The sequence below is a fragment of the Chloroflexus sp. genome (assembly GCF_034431535.1).
Lineage (GTDB): Bacteria > Chloroflexota > Chloroflexia > Chloroflexales > Chloroflexaceae > Chloroflexus.
On sequence record NZ_DAOUDC010000020.1, the window covers coordinates 38,497 to 56,535 of the forward strand.

The 18,039-nt window shown below is 58.5% G+C and carries 16 protein-coding genes and 1 riboswitch; of the genes, 4 read left to right on the forward strand and 12 right to left on the reverse strand.

Annotated elements, in window-relative coordinates; translation table 11 throughout:
- Position 1: 1 nt before the first annotated feature.
- On the reverse strand, positions 2 to 1,198 hold the full coding sequence (locus U9R61_RS05830) for a PLP-dependent aspartate aminotransferase family protein (protein WP_322487882.1): 1,197 nt from the start codon (positions 1,196 to 1,198) through the stop codon (positions 2 to 4).
- A gap of 73 nt (positions 1,199 to 1,271) precedes the next feature.
- Positions 1,272 to 1,378, reverse strand: a riboswitch (SAM riboswitch).
- A gap of 91 nt (positions 1,379 to 1,469) precedes the next feature.
- Positions 1,470 to 2,018, reverse strand: a complete 549-nt coding sequence (locus tag U9R61_RS05835; RefSeq protein WP_322487883.1) for a GNAT family N-acetyltransferase — start codon at positions 2,016 to 2,018, stop codon at positions 1,470 to 1,472.
- A gap of 219 nt (positions 2,019 to 2,237) precedes the next feature.
- Between U9R61_RS05835 and U9R61_RS05840 the strand changes: the two genes are divergently transcribed.
- Together U9R61_RS05840 and fabG are read left to right on the forward strand one after the other, a co-directional pair.
- Positions 2,238 to 3,425, forward strand: a complete 1,188-nt coding sequence (locus U9R61_RS05840; RefSeq protein ID WP_322487884.1) for an acetyl-CoA C-acyltransferase family protein — start codon at positions 2,238 to 2,240, stop codon at positions 3,423 to 3,425.
- A 93-nt stretch (positions 3,426 to 3,518) separates the two neighbouring features.
- The gene (gene fabG / locus U9R61_RS05845) at positions 3,519 to 4,262 is read left to right on the forward strand and encodes a 3-oxoacyl-[acyl-carrier-protein] reductase (RefSeq protein ID WP_322487885.1); all 744 of its coding nucleotides are present in this window, start codon (positions 3,519 to 3,521) and stop codon (positions 4,260 to 4,262) included.
- 18 nt (positions 4,263 to 4,280) lie between these two features.
- Here the strand turns inward: fabG and U9R61_RS05850 are convergent, their stop codons facing one another.
- Entirely contained in the window at positions 4,281 to 4,580 is a 300-nt protein-coding gene (locus U9R61_RS05850) for a hypothetical protein (RefSeq protein WP_322487886.1), read from the reverse strand.
- Positions 4,581 to 4,686: 106 nt separating this feature from the next.
- Here U9R61_RS05850 and U9R61_RS05855 point away from each other — a divergent pair, with 106 nt between their 5' ends.
- Together U9R61_RS05855 and U9R61_RS05860 are read left to right on the forward strand one after the other, a co-directional pair.
- A complete protein-coding gene (locus U9R61_RS05855; protein ID WP_322487897.1) occupies positions 4,687 to 7,908 on the forward strand; it encodes a BTAD domain-containing putative transcriptional regulator in 3,222 nt (1,073 codons plus the stop codon).
- A gap of 172 nt (positions 7,909 to 8,080) precedes the next feature.
- Positions 8,081 to 8,488, forward strand: a complete 408-nt coding sequence (locus U9R61_RS05860; protein WP_322487887.1) for a hypothetical protein — start codon at positions 8,081 to 8,083, stop codon at positions 8,486 to 8,488.
- 5 nt (positions 8,489 to 8,493) lie between these two features.
- On the opposite strand, the gene U9R61_RS05865 is transcribed toward U9R61_RS05860, so the two are convergent.
- The 9 genes from U9R61_RS05865 to U9R61_RS05905 form a co-directional block, all read right to left on the reverse strand.
- Positions 8,494 to 9,480 (reverse strand): biotin-dependent carboxyltransferase family protein, encoded by a 987-nt coding sequence (locus U9R61_RS05865; RefSeq protein ID WP_322487888.1) that lies wholly within the window; start codon positions 9,478 to 9,480, stop codon positions 8,494 to 8,496.
- Positions 9,481 to 9,685: 205 nt separating this feature from the next.
- Entirely contained in the window at positions 9,686 to 10,327 is a 642-nt protein-coding gene (gene pxpB, locus U9R61_RS05870; RefSeq protein WP_322487889.1) for a 5-oxoprolinase subunit PxpB, read from the reverse strand.
- Positions 10,327 to 11,085, reverse strand: coding sequence for a 5-oxoprolinase subunit PxpA (locus U9R61_RS05875; protein ID WP_322487890.1), 759 nt, complete (start codon positions 11,083 to 11,085; stop codon positions 10,327 to 10,329). Before U9R61_RS05875 ends, pxpB begins: the two co-directional genes overlap by 1 nt.
- A 59-nt stretch (positions 11,086 to 11,144) precedes the next feature.
- Positions 11,145 to 12,305 carry an MFS transporter gene (locus tag U9R61_RS05880; RefSeq protein WP_322487891.1) on the reverse strand — a complete coding sequence of 387 codons (1,161 nt, stop codon included), beginning with the start codon at positions 12,303 to 12,305 and terminating at the stop codon, positions 11,145 to 11,147.
- Positions 12,302 to 13,582: a glycosyltransferase gene (locus tag U9R61_RS05885; RefSeq protein WP_322487892.1), complete on the reverse strand. Its 1,281-nt coding sequence runs from the start codon at positions 13,580 to 13,582 to the stop codon at positions 12,302 to 12,304. Before U9R61_RS05885 ends, U9R61_RS05880 begins: the two co-directional genes overlap by 4 nt.
- A 345-nt stretch (positions 13,583 to 13,927) precedes the next feature.
- On the reverse strand, positions 13,928 to 14,620 hold the full coding sequence (locus U9R61_RS05890; protein ID WP_322487893.1) for a glycosyltransferase family 2 protein: 693 nt from the start codon (positions 14,618 to 14,620) through the stop codon (positions 13,928 to 13,930).
- Between the two features lie 164 nt (positions 14,621 to 14,784).
- Entirely contained in the window at positions 14,785 to 16,116 is a 1,332-nt protein-coding gene (locus tag U9R61_RS05895) for a Wzz/FepE/Etk N-terminal domain-containing protein (RefSeq protein ID WP_322487894.1), read from the reverse strand.
- A gap of 60 nt (positions 16,117 to 16,176) precedes the next feature.
- Positions 16,177 to 17,466 (reverse strand): glycosyltransferase family 39 protein, encoded by a 1,290-nt coding sequence (locus U9R61_RS05900; protein WP_322487895.1) that lies wholly within the window; start codon positions 17,464 to 17,466, stop codon positions 16,177 to 16,179.
- A gap of 118 nt (positions 17,467 to 17,584) precedes the next feature.
- A partial coding sequence (locus U9R61_RS05905; RefSeq protein WP_322487896.1) for a sugar transferase occupies positions 17,585 to 18,039 on the reverse strand: 455 nt, incomplete at its 5' end.

Consider the following 18,039-nt stretch of genomic DNA (forward strand, 5'->3'; position numbering starts at 1 on the left):
GCTATTCGTCGGCAAGGGCCTGTTGCAGATCGGCGATCAGGTCGTTCGCATCTTCGATCCCGCACGAGAGCCGGATCAGATTGTCGCGGATGCCCACCGCCAGCCGTTCTTCACTACTCAGTTCATAGTAACTCATGAGCGCCGGTTGTTCAACCAGACTTTCGACCCCGCCAAAGCTGGGGGCGATGTAGGGCAGGCGTAGCCGGTCAACCACGGTCATCGCGCTATGCAGGTCACCGGCCACCTCAAACGAGACTACGCCGCCGAAGCCGCGCATTTGGGCGCGGGCAATGGCGTGGTCGGGGTGATCGGGCAAGCCGGGATAATGCACCTTGGTCACGCGCGGGTGGCGGGCGAGAAATTCGGCTACCGCCTGCCCATTCTGGTTATGCCGCTCCATGCGCAGGGCAAAGGTCTTGAGACCGCGACCCAGCAGATAGGCTGCGTGCGGATCACAGATTCCACCAAGGATTCCCTGCGTTTCCCGAAGTGCTTTGATGATCGGCGGACGGCCAATGATCACCCCGGCCAGCAGATCGTTGTGACCAGCCAGATATTTACTGCAACTATGCACCACCAGATCGATCCCGTAGTCGAACGGGCGCATGTTGTAGGGGGTGGCGAAGGTGGCGTCAATCACGGTCTTGATCCGGTGTTCGCGGGCAATGGTTGCTACCGCGACGAGATCGATCACCCGCAGGTAGGGGTTGGTCGGCGCTTCGGTGACGATCAAGCGCGTGCGCCCTGGTTCGATTGCTGCTGCAATGGCCGCCGGGTCGGCAGCGGCGACCACGCTATGACGCACCCCAAGACGGGCCAGCATTGTGCTGACGAATTGACGGGTGCGGCGGTAGCCGTCGTCGGTTAGTATCACGTGGCTGTCGGTGGGAAGCATTGCAAGCATCACCGTAGTCAGCGCATTCATCCCGGAAGCGCAGAGCAGCGCCGCCGCCGGCGCATCCGGCGATTCTAGTGCGGCGAGGCGAGCCTCGACGGCGCGCACGGTAGGGTTGCCGTACCGGCCATACTCTTCGCGCTCAAGTTCGCCCGACTGAAAGGCGATCAGCTCGGCGCTGTCGCGGAAGGTATAGGTGGCGCTTTGTACGATCGGCGGCGTGATCGAGTCAAACGCGCGTCGGCGTGGTTCGCCGGCATGGATGGCGGCTGTACTGAGGTCGGGAGACTGGTTGGTGGGCATAAAAAAAACCTCTCATCGGGGCGACGAGAGATCAGATGACGCGCTTCTGCCGGGGCGAGAAGACGCCGCTCTCCTCTCATCTGCCAGCTTCTTGCTGCCGGAGTTGCCACCCGTCAGGCGTTGATCCGCCGGGTTGGCGCGGTTTCATCGGGCCGGTCCCTCCACCGCTCTGGATGAGTGCAGCGTTCTGCAATTGGGAAAAGTATAGCAGGAAAGAATGAGGGTTGTCAATTCATTAGGGCGAGCCAGCGCCCGCCCCAGCCTATCACCATCACACCCGCAGGAAGGCTGACATAATGACTACATCATGCAACTCGCCGTTGCGATCGATCGCGTGGCGGGCCAATTGCCCTTCGACGGCGAACCCCAAGCGCGAGAAGATGGCTTGGCCGGCCTTGAGTGCGGCCAGCATCGCAACCGTTACCTTTTGCGCGCCCAACTCACGCGCCGATTCGACGATCGCCTGCGCCATCTGCATCCCCAACCCGCTGCGCCGCCAACCCGGCTTGACGATCAGGCGCAGTTCGGCCACATGGTTTGACCAACCGGGCACCCGCCGCGCCGAGGTGTAGGCCACAATCGATCCATCGTCAGCGATGGCTACAATCTGCCGCCAGTTCTCGGCGTGCGAGGCGTTGGCTAAGCGGGCAATAATTTCGGGATTGGTGAAATCTTCTTCCAGATAGAGCAGATCATCTTTCGGCAGGCTGAGGCCGAAATCGGCCAGCGCCGCCCGATCACTTTCAGCCAGCGGGCGAATCGTCACCTGCCGGCCATCTTTGAGTGCTGCATTGCTTATCGCTTCACTGCGTAGGGCCATGCCCTGCCTCCTGCTGTGTGCTGATGAGGGAACAGTTTCATATCGAAGTGCGTGAAATATACCACATGAAGTTACAGCCGGGTTACGCCGTGCAACATCGCTTTGAAATGGTCAATTCTCCCCACCGCTTGTGTTATCGAAACTGGTATAATTGTAACTGTTCCTTGGATCAGTAGCAACCGGCGGAGTCGCCCGGCGATCCGTCGCAAGGAGGTCGTCATGAGCGAAAAGCGCGAAGTCGTCGTGCTAAGCGGCGTGCGCACGGCTATTGGTACATTCGGCGGCAGTCTCAAAGACACCCCTCCCACCGAACTGGCGGCATTGGTGACGCGCGAAGCGGTTGCGCGCGCCGGTGTGCAACCTGACGAGATTGGGCACGTCGTCTTCGGTCACGTGATCAATACCGAACCGCACGATATGTATATGGCGCGTTATGCCGCAGTGCGCGGTGGGTTGCCGGTCGAAATACCGGCCTTTACCCTCAACCGGCTGTGCGGCAGCGGGTTGCAGGCGATTGTCTCGGCGGCGCAATATATCTTGCAAGGTGATGTTGATGCCGCGGTGGCCGGCGGTTCTGAATGTATGAGCCGCGGCCCCTACAGCGTGCCGGCTATGCGCTTCGGCGCGCGGATGAACGACTCGAAAGTGGTTGATATGATGGTCGGCGCGCTGACCGATCCGTTCGACGATTGCCACATGGGGGTGACCGCCGAGAATGTAGCGGCGAAGTGGGGGATTAGCCGCGAAGATCAAGATCAACTGGCCTACGAAAGCCACATGCGCGCTGCGCGCGCGATCGAAGAGGGCCGCTTCGCCGATCAGATTGTGCCAGTTGCGATCAAGGTCAAAGGCGGCACGGCCCAATTCACGGTTGATGAGGGGGTGCGCCGCGATACCACCATTGACAAATTAGCCAAGCTGCGCCCGGTGTTTCAGAAAGATGGTACCGTCACTGCTGGCAACGCTTCCAGCATTAACGATGCCGCTGCGGCGGTGGTACTGATGGATCGCGCTACGGCCGAACGGCGCGGCTATAAGCCGCTGGCCCGCTTGGTCGGTTACAGCAACGCTGCCGTTGAGCCAAAGTATATGGGCATCGGCCCGGTTCCGGCGGTGCGCCGGTTGCTTGAACGCACTGGTCTGCGGATCGACGATATCGATCTCTTCGAGGTCAACGAGGCCTTCGCTGCCCAAGCGTTGGCCGTGATCCGCGATCTGGGCCTGCCCATGGATCGCACCAATCCAAATGGCAGCGGTATTTCGCTTGGTCACCCGATCGGTGCCACCGGCTGCATTCTCACGGTCAAGGCTATCCACGAACTGCACCGCACCGGCGGGCGCTATGCGCTGGTGACGATGTGTATCGGTGGCGGGCAGGGTATTGCTGCGATCTTTGAGCGCATGTAGGGTGCTACAATTGTTGGGTTGCGAGCGAGTACTCGGTCTGTGGGTGCTCGCTCAAGGAATACAACGTGAAGTAAAGTTGGTTGGGAGGCTGGGATGGGCAAGTTAACCGGCCGGGTCGCGATCGTGACCGGCGCTTCGCGCGGGATCGGGCGGGCTATTGCTCTCGCATTGGCTGCTGAGGGTGCTAAGGTGGCGGTGAATTACAACAGTAGCGTGGCTGCCGCGCAAGAGGTAGTTGACACGATCCAAGCGGGTGGCGGCGAGGCGATGCTTGTGCGCGCCAATGTGAGCCAAGCCGACGAGGCGCGCATGATGGTGCAGCAGGTGCTTGACCGTTGGGGGCATGTCGATGTTCTGGTCAATAACGCCGGTATTACCCGCGACCGCACCTTGCGCAAGCTCACCGATGAAGATTGGAGCGCGGTGATCCAAAATAATCTCAATAGCGTCTATTACTGCACTACGGCCGTGATGCCGCACATGATCGAGCGTAAATACGGGCGGATCATTAATATCAGCTCGTTCGTCGGGCAGGCCGGCAATTTCGGCCAAGCCAACTATGCGGCGTCAAAGGGCGGGATTATCGCTTTTACCAAGACGGCGGCGCTTGAGCTGGCCAAGCACAATATCACCGTCAACGCGCTCGCTCCCGGCTTTACCATCACCGATATGCTGGCCAAAGTGCCCGAACCGGTGCAAGAACAGATCAAGGCCCGCATCCCGATGGGCCGGTTTGGCTTGCCCGAAGAGATTGCCAAAGCCGTCGTGTTTTTGGCCGCCGACGGCGATTACATCACCGGCCAGCAGATCAACGTGAATGGCGGTGTCTATATGTAGGTGTCGTTGGTGCTGTCGCTACGATTTGCGCATGCGTTCGATAATCGACTGGATATCGCCGACGTAGCCTTGCCACGCCTGCATCATCTCTTGGCTCAGGCGTTGTTGGGTGCGAATCGCGTCGGCGACGGCTTGTTCGGTCGAATGGCGCAAACTGCGACTGTAGTCCCAGTTTTTCAGCACCATGTCGAAGGCCATATCCGTGCTCGCGGCGACGAGTTCGTTCCACGCTCGCAACGACTGGAACATTGGATCAGTCAGATCCGGCATTACCGGCCGGTTGGAGGTTGGTTGCTCGCGTTCTTCGTTGTTCGGCATTGTATCTGACCCTGTGTACAATAGGCAATGTTGGCAAGACAGGTGATGGACATAGTCATCCGTCGCGCAATCAATACTGGAATGGCGATGAGCCACATTGCCCCTGATGATCCCTGCCGCTCTCATGGTATCACAAGCGGTTACAGGCGAGTATAACGAATATCTCTTACGGCCCCGTCTCTTGCCGCCGCCTGCACCCTTGCACCGCGTGCGCCGGGTGCGGGTCGAGCAGCGTTTGGCGGTGGCGCTCGATGCGCCGCTCACCATTGTCGTCGCGCCTCCCGGTAGCGGCAAGACGGTGGCGTTGGCTACGCTGGCAATGCACGGCGGCTGGCCGGCGGCGTGGTGCCGTGCCGATGCGAGCGATGACCCGCCCCGCCTCTTACGCCATCTGGCCGCCGCCCTGAGCCCGGTGGCTTCGTTTGATCCGCAACGACCGCCAGCGACGATCGATGCGTTGATCAATGCGCTAACCGGCGACCTCGATGATGAAACCCTGCTGATTATCGATGATGCCCATCTGATTGATGAGCAGCCTGAGCTGCGCGCCCTGATCGAGCGGTTGATCGCCGCTCAGCCACCGCGCTTGCATTTGGTGCTGGCTAGTCGGCGCGAACCCGAGTCGCCGCTGATCGCTACCGCTCGGCTGCGCGGCGAGGCGCTGCTGGTTGATGCCGAGGATCTGGCGTTTACCTCTGATGAAGCGGCGACGCTCTGGCAACAGGCCGGGCGAGCGTTGCCGGCTGACTTCGACGAGTTGGTGGCCTTTAGCGCAGGGTGGGCGCTGGCGCTGCGCATTGCGCTTGATGCCGCCGATTGGCGTAGCGCCTTGGGGTTGCGCGAACACGTGACGCCGGCGCTTGATGAGTATCTGGACCGTGAGGTGTTGGCGCCGCTGCCCTCGCCGTTGCGTCAATGCCTCCAACGTAGCGCCGGCCTGCGTTGGATGGAACCCGGCATCTGCGCGGCGCTCGATTCGTCGCTCAATGCTCCGGGGTTGTTGGCCGAGCTGCGCCGGCGGCGCCTCTTCGTTGAACCGTTGGGCGAGCACGGCTTGCGCTTCCAGCCGATTATCGCCGCGTGGCTGGCTCGCCACGCCGCGGCGGATCCGGAGTGGCCCGCCCTGCACCGGCAGGCGGCAGCCTATTTTCAGCGCACTGGCGATCGCGAGAGCGCGCTGTACCATCAGATTGCTGCTGGTGATCCGGCTGCCGTGTTTACCTTCCTCCCCCTTGCGCGGACATTGCTCGCCGAGCGGCGGGCTGAGGCGGTATTGGATTGGATGCGCCGGCTGGCGCTGTCGGGTGATGAAGCGCCGGAATTGGTTGAGATACAGGCTGCTGCCCTCCATCAACTCAACCGCCTCGAGGCGGCGCTTGCCGCCTACCGGCGCGCGGAACGCGCGTTTGCCGACCAGAACGATCGCCTCGGCCAGTCACGCTGTCTCCGTGGCCAAGCGTCGCTCTACCTCGATACGGTGCAACCGGCGCCGGCGACCGATCTGCTGCGCCGCGCACTCAAACTGCTCCCGCGCCACTGCGGCGCCGAGCGGATCGAGCTGTTGTTGATGCAGGCTGAAAATTGGGCTAATCGTGGCCGGGCTGATATTGGTTTGCGCCTTGAACAAACGGCGCGTAAGCTGGCGATGGCGCATGGTCTCGAGCATTTGTATGCTGCTCGCGCCGAAACCTTGCGGCCACGCCTGTTGCTGCGCGCTGGCCGGTTGCGGGAAGCGCGCCAATTGCTCGAAGAGCGGCTCTGGACGGAACAGCCGTTTGCTCGCGCTACCGCTCATCGCGAACCGCTCTTATTGCTGGCGCTGATCAATGCAATGCTCGGCGGCGGACCGCAGGCGTTAGCGTTCGCCCACCGGATGTTGCTCGAGGCCCAACAGAGTGGCAATCTCGTGACCGAAGCGCTGGCCGAATTGCGCCTTGGCCATGCTTATCAGTTGATCGCTCGCGGCGATGATAACGCTGCCCGCCAACACTACAGCCGCGGCTTGCGCCTACTGCAACAAGCAACAGTGCCTCGTACCCGCGCCGAGGGCTATCTTGGCTTGACCTTGCTCCACGGCCATGCCGGTGATTTGGCGCGGGCTGAAGCCGATGCCCGCGAAGGATTATTGCTGGCCGCTTCATCGGGTGATGAGTGGGTGGCGGCCTTGATGCTGCTGGCGTTGGGCAGTGTGACGCTAGTTGCCGATGATCCGCGCGGCTACGAATGGCTCGATCAGGCCGAGCAACGCTTCCAAGCCGGCCACGATACCTTCGGTCTGTTCCTCGTCCATCTGTGGCGCGCGTTGGCTGCGTTGCGCGCTGGCCGGGGCGCGACCGTTGATCCGCTGGTCGATCAGGTGATGCGCGAGGCGGTTGAATACGGTTACGAGAATGTCTTGATCGGTCCCAGCCTGTTTGGCCCGCGTGATATTGCCGCACTCGTGCCGCTGTTGCTCCGCGCGCGCGCTATGCCGGTCCACCGCGATACTGCTATCCGCTTGCTCCGGCAGGGTTTTCCTTCAATCGCCTCCGATGATACGGTTGATGATTATCATCCCGGCTTTACCCTGCGTGTGCAGATGCTGGGTGCGTTTCGGGTGTGGCGCGGCAATCAAGAGATTCAGGCTCGCGAGTGGCAACGTGAAAAAGCCCGCCAGCTCTTTCAGTTGCTGTTAACGATGCGCGGGAATTGGGTGCAGCGCGAGCAAATTTGCGCATGGCTGTGGCCTGACGCCGATCTTGAAGCGGCTGAACGCCAGTTTAAGGTGACGCTAAATACCCTGAATGCGGCCCTCGAACCCCATCGCCCGCCACGGGTGCCGCCGTTCTTCATTCGCCGGCAAGGGTTGGCCTATAGCTTTGCCCCTTCGTTCGGCGCGTGGATCGATGTTGATGAGTTTGAATTGCGCGCCAGCGGCGCCCAAACCACGACCGATCCCGATTTTGCCCGCCGCAGCGCACAGGCCGCTCTCCAACTCTACCGCGGTGATTACCTCGCCGAGTCACTCTACGATTCGTGGACGATCGAAGAACGTGAGCGTCTGTTAGCCCGCTATCTTGCTACTGCCGTCTCGTATGCTGAACAACTTAGCGCCGAAGGTCGCCAAAACGAGGCGATCCAGATTGCCGAGCAGGTGCTGCGTCGTGATCGTTGCTACGAAGAGGCCTACCAGTTGCTGATGCGCGCCCATGCCCGCGCCGGCAGTCGCTCGCAGGCGATGCGTTCGTTTACCCGCTGTGTGCAGGCGCTGCGCGAAGAGTTGGGGATCGAACCGTTGCCCGAAACTGATGCCCTCTACCGCCGTATTCGCCAGAATGAACCGATTTGACAGCTCTTGTGAAAATTTGTACGATGAGAATGGTATACGCTCAGCGTTTGTCTCGTGAGAAGCGTGTACCGATAGTACGGCTGCATTGCTTGGGCTAGCACGCGAATACTTAGCGCACTGCCGGTACATCGAGTGCTAAGGCGCATTGTTCTGTTCTTAGACGGAGTAACGTATGGTTATGGTGGATCCTATCTTTGGCTCTGTTCGTCAAATTCACGCCATTTTTGGGCGTGAGGTCTTGTCGATCCTAATCGTTGTGGCTGCCATCTACCTGGCTTTTACCTATCGGCCCAACGTACCGCGTAGCCCGGTGGCCCGAATTTTTCCGGTCTTGGTTGATATTCAGGCAACGTTGGGATTAATCTACTGGTTGGTCGGTATCTTTAGTGGTATCACCTATTTTCTCACGTTCCCTTTTATTCTCCATCCGCTATTAGGCTTAGCGACGGCGGTAGTTGGCCATATCTTTTTCGGATCGCGCAATCCCTTTGCCAAGCTTGGGCGGTGGTCAGCACCGGCGGCGCTGGGAATTATGCTGGTATTAGTGTTGAGTAATGTGATGATTGCAACAATGGCCTGATGATCTTATCCAATGGCACCGGCTTGCGCCAACAGTTCACCGCTCTCGTCCTCTTCCGGGCCGGCTTGTAGCCAAGCCGCTTGTTGGGCCAAAGCGGTCCGGGCCGTGGCGAGATCGGTAGCCGTGAACGTCAGTCGGTCACCCGGCAAGAGTTGCGCTGCTAACGGCAGATCGGCGCCGATAACGACGGCAATCACCGGATAACCGCCGGTCGTTTGGGCATCGGCCATCAACAGGATTGGTCGGCCATCGGGTGGTAACTGGATCGCTCCCGGTACTATCCCGAATGAGGTTAGTGAGTGGGTAAACGAAGGTAAAATTGCACCGGCCAGTCGGTAGCCTTGCCGGCTGGCCGCCTGATCGACCTGAAACGTCGTCTTCAGCAACTGTTCCCAAGCCTCCGGCAGCATGTCGTACTGCGGGCCGGGTAAGACGCGCAGGCGCGGTTGGACGCAGTAAGCCGGCCTGCGCCCAACCGGCCACCAGCGCATTCCATCGGCAGCAGTGAATGAGCGTGGATGCACGGCAATCCGGTCGCCGGCCCGCAAGGCGCGCCCTTGATAACCGCCGAAACCACCGGCCAGACAGGTGCCCGCGCTGCCAATCGCCCGTTCTGCTGCTAATTCACCGCCGATCGCCAGATAGGCCCGCCCGCCCCAATCGCCTCGCCTCCCCCGTAATCGCAATACGCTGCCTGCCGGCGCAATCGCACTGCGCCACGGTGCGAGCGGCGCTTCATCGAGATCAGCGTCCAAATCCGCCCCAGCTAGCCCAATCAGCACTGGCGCGCCAAATCGGATCTGCACACCGCCAGCCGTCAGTTCCAACGCCGGTGCGTCTGGCCGGTTTCCCGCCAGTCGGTTGGCCACCGCTAACGCAAACCGATCCATCGCTCCACCCGGCGGTACCCCGTAGCGCCGCGCCGCTGGCCGACCCTCGTCTTGGATTGTCAATAGCGGCCCGGCCGCGATGATGTCGAGAAACGTAGCCACGTGCGTGTTCGATTCGGATCAATTAGGACACGGATTCACACGGCTTGAGACGGATATGCACGGATCAGACAAAACCATGTGTATCCGTTCTCTTGCTCCCATCAGCAAACCTCTTTGCGTCCTCTGCGCCCTTCGCGCCTTCGCGTTCAAACCTCTTTGCGTCCTCTGCGCCCTTCGCGCCTTTGCGTTCCCGCCCGTTGCGTTATCACACCGCCACAAACCGCACCTGGTCACCTGGTTGCAGAAGGCACGGTGGATCGGTAGTCGGATCGAACAAACGTACCTCGGTGCGACCGATCAGGTGCCAACCACCGGGCAAAACAGCAGGGTAGATACCGGTCATACCGGCCGCGATTGCCACCGAACCGGCCGGCACCGCGATACGGGGCGTTGCCCGCCGCGGTAGATGCAGTACCGGTGGGAGCCAGCCCAAATACGGGTATCCCGGTGCAAAACCGATCATTAGCACCCGTTGCTCGGTTGCCGTATGAATTGCGATCACGTCAGCAGGTGACAACCCCACCTGTTCAGCAATACTGTTGAGATCAGGCCCGGCGTCACCACCATAATGTACCGGAATTGTCATCTCACGCCCGGTCGGTAGCGCATGCGATTGTGGGTGGGCGATCAGACGCTGAACATGGGTAGTTACTTCGGTGTAGTCAGTTGCTAACGGGTCGAAGCACACCAACAACGTATCAATCGCCGGCACCAGATCGACCAGCCCCACCGGCGGATGGTGCTCTAATGCAGTCATCAGCGTGAGCGGCGCACCTTTGGTAGCTTCATCGAATGACCACTGCACCAGTAACGCCGCCTCACCCATTGGGACAATACGTGCCGTCATTATCGTGGTGTTCGCACTGTAATCCCTGCTGACTCTAGACCGTGGCGCAGTGCCGCTGCACGGGCTGCGGCTCCCGGCGTATCACCGTGTAAACAAATCGTGTCAGCGCGTAACGGTACCGATGTACCGTCTACCGCGATCACGACACTATCGCGCACGATGCTGAGTGTCTGTTGCAGACACGCTGTCGGGTCAACAATCAATGCATCGGGATACTGTCGGTCGCGTAGTCGGCCATCGGCTTCATAAGCGCGGTCGGCGAAGGCTTCGGCCAGTACCGGCAATCCTATTTCGCGTCCAGCATCGATCAACGCCGAACCGGCCAAGCCAACCAGGGCTAGCTCGTGACTAAATGCGGCGACTGCGCGTGCAATGGCTGTGGCCACCACATGATCGCGAGCAGCCACGTTGTACAGCGCACCGTGCGGCTTCACGTGGCGGAGTTCAACTCCTTCGGCGTGCGCAATAGCGGCCAACGCCCCGATCTGCGCCAACACCCATGCTTCAATCTCAGCCGGTGACATCGGCAACACGCGCCGGCCAAACCCGTGCAGGTCGGGGTAGCTCGGATGCGCTCCTACCGCCACCCCCAGCTCGCGACAGCGGCGTACTGTATGCCGCATCACGATTGGGTCACCGGCATGCCCACCGCAAGCGATATTGGCCGAACTGACGAAGGGTAATATGCCTTCGTCGTCACCGATCTGAAACGCACCATAGCTTTCGCCGCAATCACAATTGAGATCGATTGAGAGCATCGTACCCCTGCCCGTCGGTTATCGTCGCAATTGCTTGCGCATGTGCCTTGCTCACATTGTTATTGGGCCGACATACCGGCCAGTTGTGCCGATCGCGTCATTCCGCGATAGGCCACGGCCAACATCACCACCATGAGACTAGCATCGGCCACGACCAACAGTGACCCCATCGCCGGCCCAAACCAGCCGATGAACAAGCCAAATAAGGCCGGCAGAAACAGACCACCGCCGGTACCAATCGTCAGTGCGACACTCAGCGCAGCTCCGCTTCGTCCAGCCGCATGCGTAATCATCAGCATCGTGGTGGGAAAAATTGGCCCACATGCTAGACCCATCAGTGCCACTGCCGTTAATGCTAGTCCAGATTGGGTGGTACCGATGACCAACAACGCTCCACCCAGCCCTAGACCAACCAAACACAACAACAGTAACTTCAGCGGCCCTAAGCGATCACCCCAAAAAGTGGCGGCCAACCGTCCACCGGTCAACATCCCCCAAAAGAGGCTCGTACCCAATGCTGCTTGGGGTGCAGCTAGCCCGGCTCCTCGTTCGAGGATCAGCGCAATCCAGCCACCGATCCCGATCTCGGTACCGATATACGTAAACATGATCAGACCGAACATCACTGCGGCCAGCCAGCGTGGTGCCCCGGACATTTGCGCTGTTGGCGCTTGGGTAGGTTCACCGAGTCGCACTGCCGGCGCCACCAACACCAACATTGCAATCGCGGCCAGCCAGATCGCTGCTTGCGGTTGGCCGAATAGTCCGATCATTACGGCTACCAACAACGGACCACCGATTGAGCCAACGCTGAAAAAAAGGTTGAGCGCATTGAGCGCTCCGGCGCCACCCTGATACAGACGTGCAATGAGCAGATTCCCACCGGCCAACATTCCGCCATACCCAAACCCACCGACCAGGGTACCGGCCAACAAGCCGAGCAACGTCGGGCTAAACCCAGCCCACAATGTGCCACCACCCATCAGAGCAGCCCCACCGGCGATCACAGGACGCATACCCCAGCGTCCAATTGCCGCCCCCACCCCGACCGATGCCAGCACTGCACCGAGTGAGAAAGCGGTAAAGACAGCCCCTAGCTCGGTGACATCACGACCGACCTGCACGGCTAAACCGGGTAAACTCGGCCCGATTGCCGACAGGATCCAGCCGACACCAAAATAGAGCAAACCGATAATAATCAACGCCCACGTTCGCTTCACGATACCCGCACCAATCGCCGTTCCGACCATAACGCCGCCTGCACCTGCAACAACTCATCGTAGAGGGCAATAATGCGGCGCGCAACAGCCGGCCAGCCATACTCAGCCGTACGCTGCACTGCTCCCGAACGCAGCCGTGCGGCCAGGGCTGCGTCGGTGAGTATCCGTTCGATCTGCGCGGCCAGGGCGGCATCGTCATCAGGCGGGCACAGTAACCCGCTGCGGCGATCTTCAATGGTAAGTGCCAAACCGCCCACGTTCGACGCTACCACTGCTGCTCCACATGCTAACGCCTCAAGTGCTGCCAAGCCAAACGACTCATAATGAGAAGGCGCAGCGACCACATCAGCCGCCGTGTAATACAGTGGCAACCTATCTTGGGGTTGTGCGCCGGCAAATATGACGTGTGCTGTCAGACCAAGCTCGTGACGTAGCGCATCGAGACGGTGTTGCTCGCTATTCCAACGGTCCGGTTGAGTCTCATCTTCACCGCCGACTAACACAACCTGCAATCGCTCTTTCCAGTCTGGATGTTGGGCTAGCAACCGCGCTGCTGCTCGGATCAGCGCGTCCATCCCTTTCAGGGGCTCCATCCGCCCTACGCATACCAGCATTATTGCATCAGGTGCAATCTCAAGCGTTGCCCGTGCCTGCATACGGTCGCCCGGTTGAAATCGGCGTAAATCAACCCCACATGGTATCACTCTGATGCGGTTCGCATCAGCGCCGTAGTGCCACACCATCTGCGCCCGGTCAAGAGGTGTAGCGGCGACAACGGCATCAACCTCCCGCATCAAACGCCGTTCAATCGCAATGCGCCGCTTAGTCTCTACCTCTTCCTCCGAGCGAGCGACACTATTCTTCATCGCTCCCAAGGTATGAAACATCTGCACGACCGGTGCGCGCCACACACGACGGAGGCGCAACGCTGCTTCACCCGACAGCCAATAGTGACTATGGATGAGATCATAACTCACATCTTCACTATCGGCAAAACAGCGTACCCGACTGACAAACTCCGGCAAGTAGGTCAGAAGCAGATTTTTATCGTAGGGTGCAGCCGGACCGGCGTGCAAACTGATCAAGCGGACACCACGTCCTAATGGAAGTACCGTTGGTGTTGTTCGATCTTGGCTACGGGTAAAAATATCAACCTCTATTCCGCGCTGTCCCAACTCGCGGGCCAACTCGCGGACATATACGTTCATGCCACCGGCTTCTTTCCCGCCAAGGCGGGCCAGCGGGCTGCTATGGACACTCAGCATCGCGATTCGCATGGTTCCTCGTTACGAACGAAAAGCGAGCGTGCCGGGAATTTCCCGCGCCGCCCGCCCCTCCGCGGAATGGCGGCAGGCCCGCCGCCTGCCTTCCCTGAGAGTTGTATCACAAATTATCTGATTACACAAGTATTATCGGTGAGATGTTCAAGATAGATGGCAAATCGGTTTCCGTTCTAGTGCAAGCTGGCGTATCCGTGCCCCATTAACCTGAAGCGGATACCGGCTTCCGCAGCTTGCTGCCCAAACCGTGCCACACCGTGACCAGTTGATTACACCCATAACCGGTACTTCAACTGTTGGATGTGCGGTTGGGAAATTTTCCTCAGATTTGTGACCAGTTGATTACACCCATAACCGGTACTTCAACAGGGCAAGGATGGCATAAAACCCTTGAATTGGCTTCATCTTCTTGCCCTCTTCGTAGGTGCGACCCAGATAGCTCACCGGCACTTCATAGATCCGGTAGCCGCGGCGCAGCAGCTTGGCGGCAATTTCCGGCTCGATGCGAAAATCGTTGCTCTCAAGCCGTAAATCCCGCAAAATGTCGGTGCGCACCACTTTATAGCAGGTCTCCATGTCCGAGATCCAGCAGTTATAAAGAAAATTAGTTAAGAACGTCAGAAACTTATTCCCAACTGCGTTCCAAAAATACATCCCGGTATGGCGGCCAAGAAATCGGCTGCCGAAGACGACATCAACGCGCCGGTTCGCGATCGGTTTCACCAGCTCATAGTAGTCTTGCGGGTCATATTCTAGATCGGCATCTTGGATGATCGTGATCTCGCCCCTAGCATGGGCCAGACCACTACGAACCGCAGCGCCCTTCCCGCGATTCTGGGGATGGCGGATCACTGTCAGGTACGGACGTTCACACGCCAACTCGGCTAAAAGCGCAGGTGTTTCATCGGTCGAATGATCGTCAACCACGATGATCTCTTTGTCGAGGTCTACCGCCTCTACTTGAGCGAGAATGTCTGGCAGCGTTGCGGCTTCGTTGTAGCAAGGGATGATCACCGAGATAAGCGGTCGGTTCATGTACGATTCCTGGGAACAGTTCTCGTATCGTTGACAACGGGTACCAGGAGAGTTTTATCGTAACCCGACGGATACAAGAATCCAAAGAGCCTTAAGAAAGGCTTTTGCGATAAAGTAGCATAATCAGGCGACTCCACGATCCGATACCTGCTAGCTTCTCGCCACTAATCACCGGTCGGTTTCGATTGCGGTGATGGAGTGCGGCGGGCAATAGCTATTGCTTCAAGCGCTGCAATAACCATTGCGGAGAGTACAATTCCGGCGAGAGCAGCAATCGCAGCTTGCGTAAGCACCTGTCGTCCAAAAATCGCTGGTGGATTATTTACCGTTCCAAGGTAACGCACGGTTACTTGTGGTGCGGCATTAGCCACTTGTAACTCATTAATCCGTCGCAATAACACTTGTATTAATTCAAACGCAGTATCACGATCCCGGGTCAATTCACGTTGTTGACCGTAAAGCTGTTCTAAACGGGTTTGCGCTTCAGCTAATTGCGCGTACAATTGTTGACTAATCTCAGGGCTAAGCTCTTCCGGCTGAAGTTGACTCAACCGCTCTACTTCGGTGCGCACGGCACGGTACTCCGTATCGAGAACTTCAATCAGTTGATCGAGCTCTGTCAATGTCACGGTTGCTCGATTCGTGAGCGAGGAATCGATTTGCAAAATTGGGCGGTCGTTTCCGCGATCGCTCAGATTGCGAATCCTGAGCAACAAAGCCGCTACCGCATCGGCTGTATTACCATCGGCATTTGGTTGTCCGGCAAGTCGGGCCCGCAAGAGCTGTGCATCGCGTAAAAGTTGTTCCAGATCGTTGGCACGGCGTAGATACGAAGCAAAACGATCAGTGCCGGCAGAACGTGCGCTGTTAACGATATCACTCAAGCGCCGTACAGTTTGTTCAGCTTCGGTGAGTTCACCTTTCGCAATGAATGCTTCAACGGTGGCCTGTGCAGTACGATAACGTTCTTGGGCTTCCACCAACTGTTGCTGCACCAAATCGAGCGATGTCGTATCACGGGTGTAAGTTTCGGCGACCAAGCGGGCATACTCTTGGGCCCATACTTCGGCAATCTGGTGTGCATGGTCGCTCCTGTCAGCGTGGACGGTTATTTTCACCAGATCGCCGTCAGTTCCGACGGTAATCTGATCAACTAATACACTACCGCCCATATCGGTGGACACGACACCTGACGCATGGAGGGTGTTGGCGACACGCTCTGCCAAGGTAGGATCTTTGACAAGCCCTAACAACGCTTCACGCTGATTGGTCGTCGTTGTGAAGAGGAGTGAGTCGCGGCTGGTAAAGCGATTATCGAGGGTAATCTGAGAACTGGCGGGTACGATTAACAGCGATGAACTGGCCGTATAAGGTGGTTTGCGCAGGACAGCAATGACACCGACAATTACAGCCATACCTACTGAGACACCAATCACTACCCACCAGCGTCGCAATAGGGCTTGCAGATAGGGTTTCAAATCAATCTCATCGTTCATAACGTGCTTTCCTGTCGATCTTTCTTTCTGCCCGATTGTAACAGACAGTTCTGAACTTCGTCAATGATAGTAAAAGATAAAGAGGCTGATCAGTGATGCTCCATCCAAACCAAGCACGATTGCGAGTAGCACATAAGGACTAAACTGTCGCCAGCGCTCGGGCCAGAGATGTTGCCAGCCAAGCACGAGCAACCACATGGTCGGCAGCATTGCCCAATACAGGTAACGACCACGCGGGATGTAGGTGTTGCCGGTTTCCGGTAATGGATGGAGGCGACCGAACAAAGCAAGCCATGCGATACCCACCGCCAGGAGGCAAAGCCAGATCCAACGTTGTTGATCAAGTGTGAGCGTTATTGACCAACTACGGATACCGCGGCATAAGCCGAGGATTGAGGCAATGCTTACACCGGCCACGAGCCAATCGCCCACCGGAGGCAGGACGGCAACATTTCCCCATGCCAGCCGCATCCAGAAATGGCTATGCGCTACTTCCAGTGTACGCCGGTACCACGGCCACGCTCGCTCCCAGTTGAGCCACGATTCCAGCCATGGAATGATCGGTACGCGCAAGTAGTCGCGTTCAAGGATGGCGAGCCACGATTGTACCCGCAGCTCACCGCCGGTGAATGAAAAACTGCTCAATACCGCTAGCGTGATGATCGCAAGGCTGCTTATACCATACCACCACCACCGAATCGGACGCCGATATGCCGTCCATACCAGAACTACTACCAGTGGGACGATTAACGGTACCGCAGTACGTTTCGTCAGAATCGCGACCAAGGTACCAAGTACAGCCAACAGGATACCGGCTGGCTGCCAACCGTTACGCAAGAGGAGGGCAAAGCCTAAGAAAGCGGCTCCTGCGGCAAAGTTCATCAGCACATCACTGCTAAATGCACTCATCAGATCGACGAATGCCGGCGTCATTGTCACTAACGCCGCCAGTACGATTGCCATCCGTGGCTCGTCAGGAGCTATAACCCGTACCGTGCGCCAAACGGTGAGAACGGTCAACATCATCAACCCCGCACTGACGAGTCGTCCGGCATACAGTTGTAGTTCAACCGGCAGATAGCGCAGCGGGCCGATGATCCCGGCCATGAGCACATAATAGAGCGGTGGATGGTGACGTTGGTCGGTCGGGATACCCGGCGGACGTGGGCTAAGCAGGTCGGGACGCACATCAGGTGGCCAGAAACGATGGCGATACATCGAATCGGCTACTTCGCGGGCAATGGCTATATTGTCCGGTGCTGCGATCCCTCCACGAACAATGTAGGCTGCATAGAGAAAGTGGCCCGGTTCGTCGTAGTGTTGCCACGGCGGAACGAGAAAGACGTACACGAGCGAGTGTATCAGAACGAGCGGTGCGAGCCAGCGGATTGTGCGCCATTCATCAGATATTAAGGTGATAGCCGGTGCTTTGTTTTTGTTCCACAACCACCGGAACTGATGCATTTGTTCAATAGGCACCATGACCCTGCCACACAACGATCAGCGTCTTCATCAAAATGCGCAGATCAAGCCAGAACGAGTAGTTCTGAATGTAATACAGGTCATCTTCGGTGTGCAAATGCATAGGTTTCTCACTCCGACCATTCACCTGCCACCAGCCCGTCATGCCGGGCGGAACGCGGAACCGCTGCCATTGCCACGGTTCATATTCAGCAGCGATGTACGGCATTTCGGGACGTGGCCCGACCAGGCTCATCTCCCCGCGCAGGACGTTAAACAACTGCGGTAATTCATCGAGCGAGGTGCGGCGCAGCTTCCGGCCCACCCGAGTTACCCGCGGATCGTCTTTCAGCTTGTGGATCAATTTACCGGTCGTCGGATCACGTTTCGCGACCGCTTGCCAACGCTGTTCGGCGTCCATGTACATACTGCGGAATTTGAACATCTGAAAGCGACGGCCAT

What these genes read in the sequence shown, in the direction of transcription:
- U9R61_RS05885 (WP_322487892.1), bottom strand. Translation starts at nt 13,582, where the DNA reads ATGCGAATCGCGATGCTGAGTGTCCATAGCAGCCCGCTGGCCCGCCTT.
- U9R61_RS05890 (WP_322487893.1), bottom strand. Translation starts at nt 14,620, where the DNA reads ATGAACCGACCGCTTATCTCGGTGATCATCCCTTGCTACAACGAAGCC.
- U9R61_RS05840 (WP_322487884.1), top strand. Translation starts at nt 2,238, where the DNA reads ATGAGCGAAAAGCGCGAAGTCGTCGTGCTAAGCGGCGTGCGCACGGCT.
- U9R61_RS05895 (WP_322487894.1), bottom strand. Translation starts at nt 16,116, where the DNA reads ATGAACGATGAGATTGATTTGAAACCCTATCTGCAAGCCCTATTGCGA.
- U9R61_RS05835 (WP_322487883.1), bottom strand. Translation starts at nt 2,018, where the DNA reads ATGGCCCTACGCAGTGAAGCGATAAGCAATGCAGCACTCAAAGATGGC.
- U9R61_RS05860 (WP_322487887.1), top strand. Translation starts at nt 8,081, where the DNA reads ATGGTTATGGTGGATCCTATCTTTGGCTCTGTTCGTCAAATTCACGCC.
- U9R61_RS05875 (WP_322487890.1), bottom strand. Translation starts at nt 11,085, where the DNA reads ATGCTCTCAATCGATCTCAATTGTGATTGCGGCGAAAGCTATGGTGCG.
- fabG (WP_322487885.1), top strand. Translation starts at nt 3,519, where the DNA reads ATGGGCAAGTTAACCGGCCGGGTCGCGATCGTGACCGGCGCTTCGCGC.
- U9R61_RS05830 (WP_322487882.1), bottom strand. Translation starts at nt 1,198, where the DNA reads ATGCCCACCAACCAGTCTCCCGACCTCAGTACAGCCGCCATCCATGCC.
- U9R61_RS05850 (WP_322487886.1), bottom strand. Translation starts at nt 4,580, where the DNA reads ATGCCGAACAACGAAGAACGCGAGCAACCAACCTCCAACCGGCCGGTA.
- pxpB (WP_322487889.1), bottom strand. Translation starts at nt 10,327, where the DNA reads ATGACGGCACGTATTGTCCCAATGGGTGAGGCGGCGTTACTGGTGCAG.
- U9R61_RS05855 (WP_322487897.1), top strand. Translation starts at nt 4,687, where the DNA reads ATGATCCCTGCCGCTCTCATGGTATCACAAGCGGTTACAGGCGAGTAT.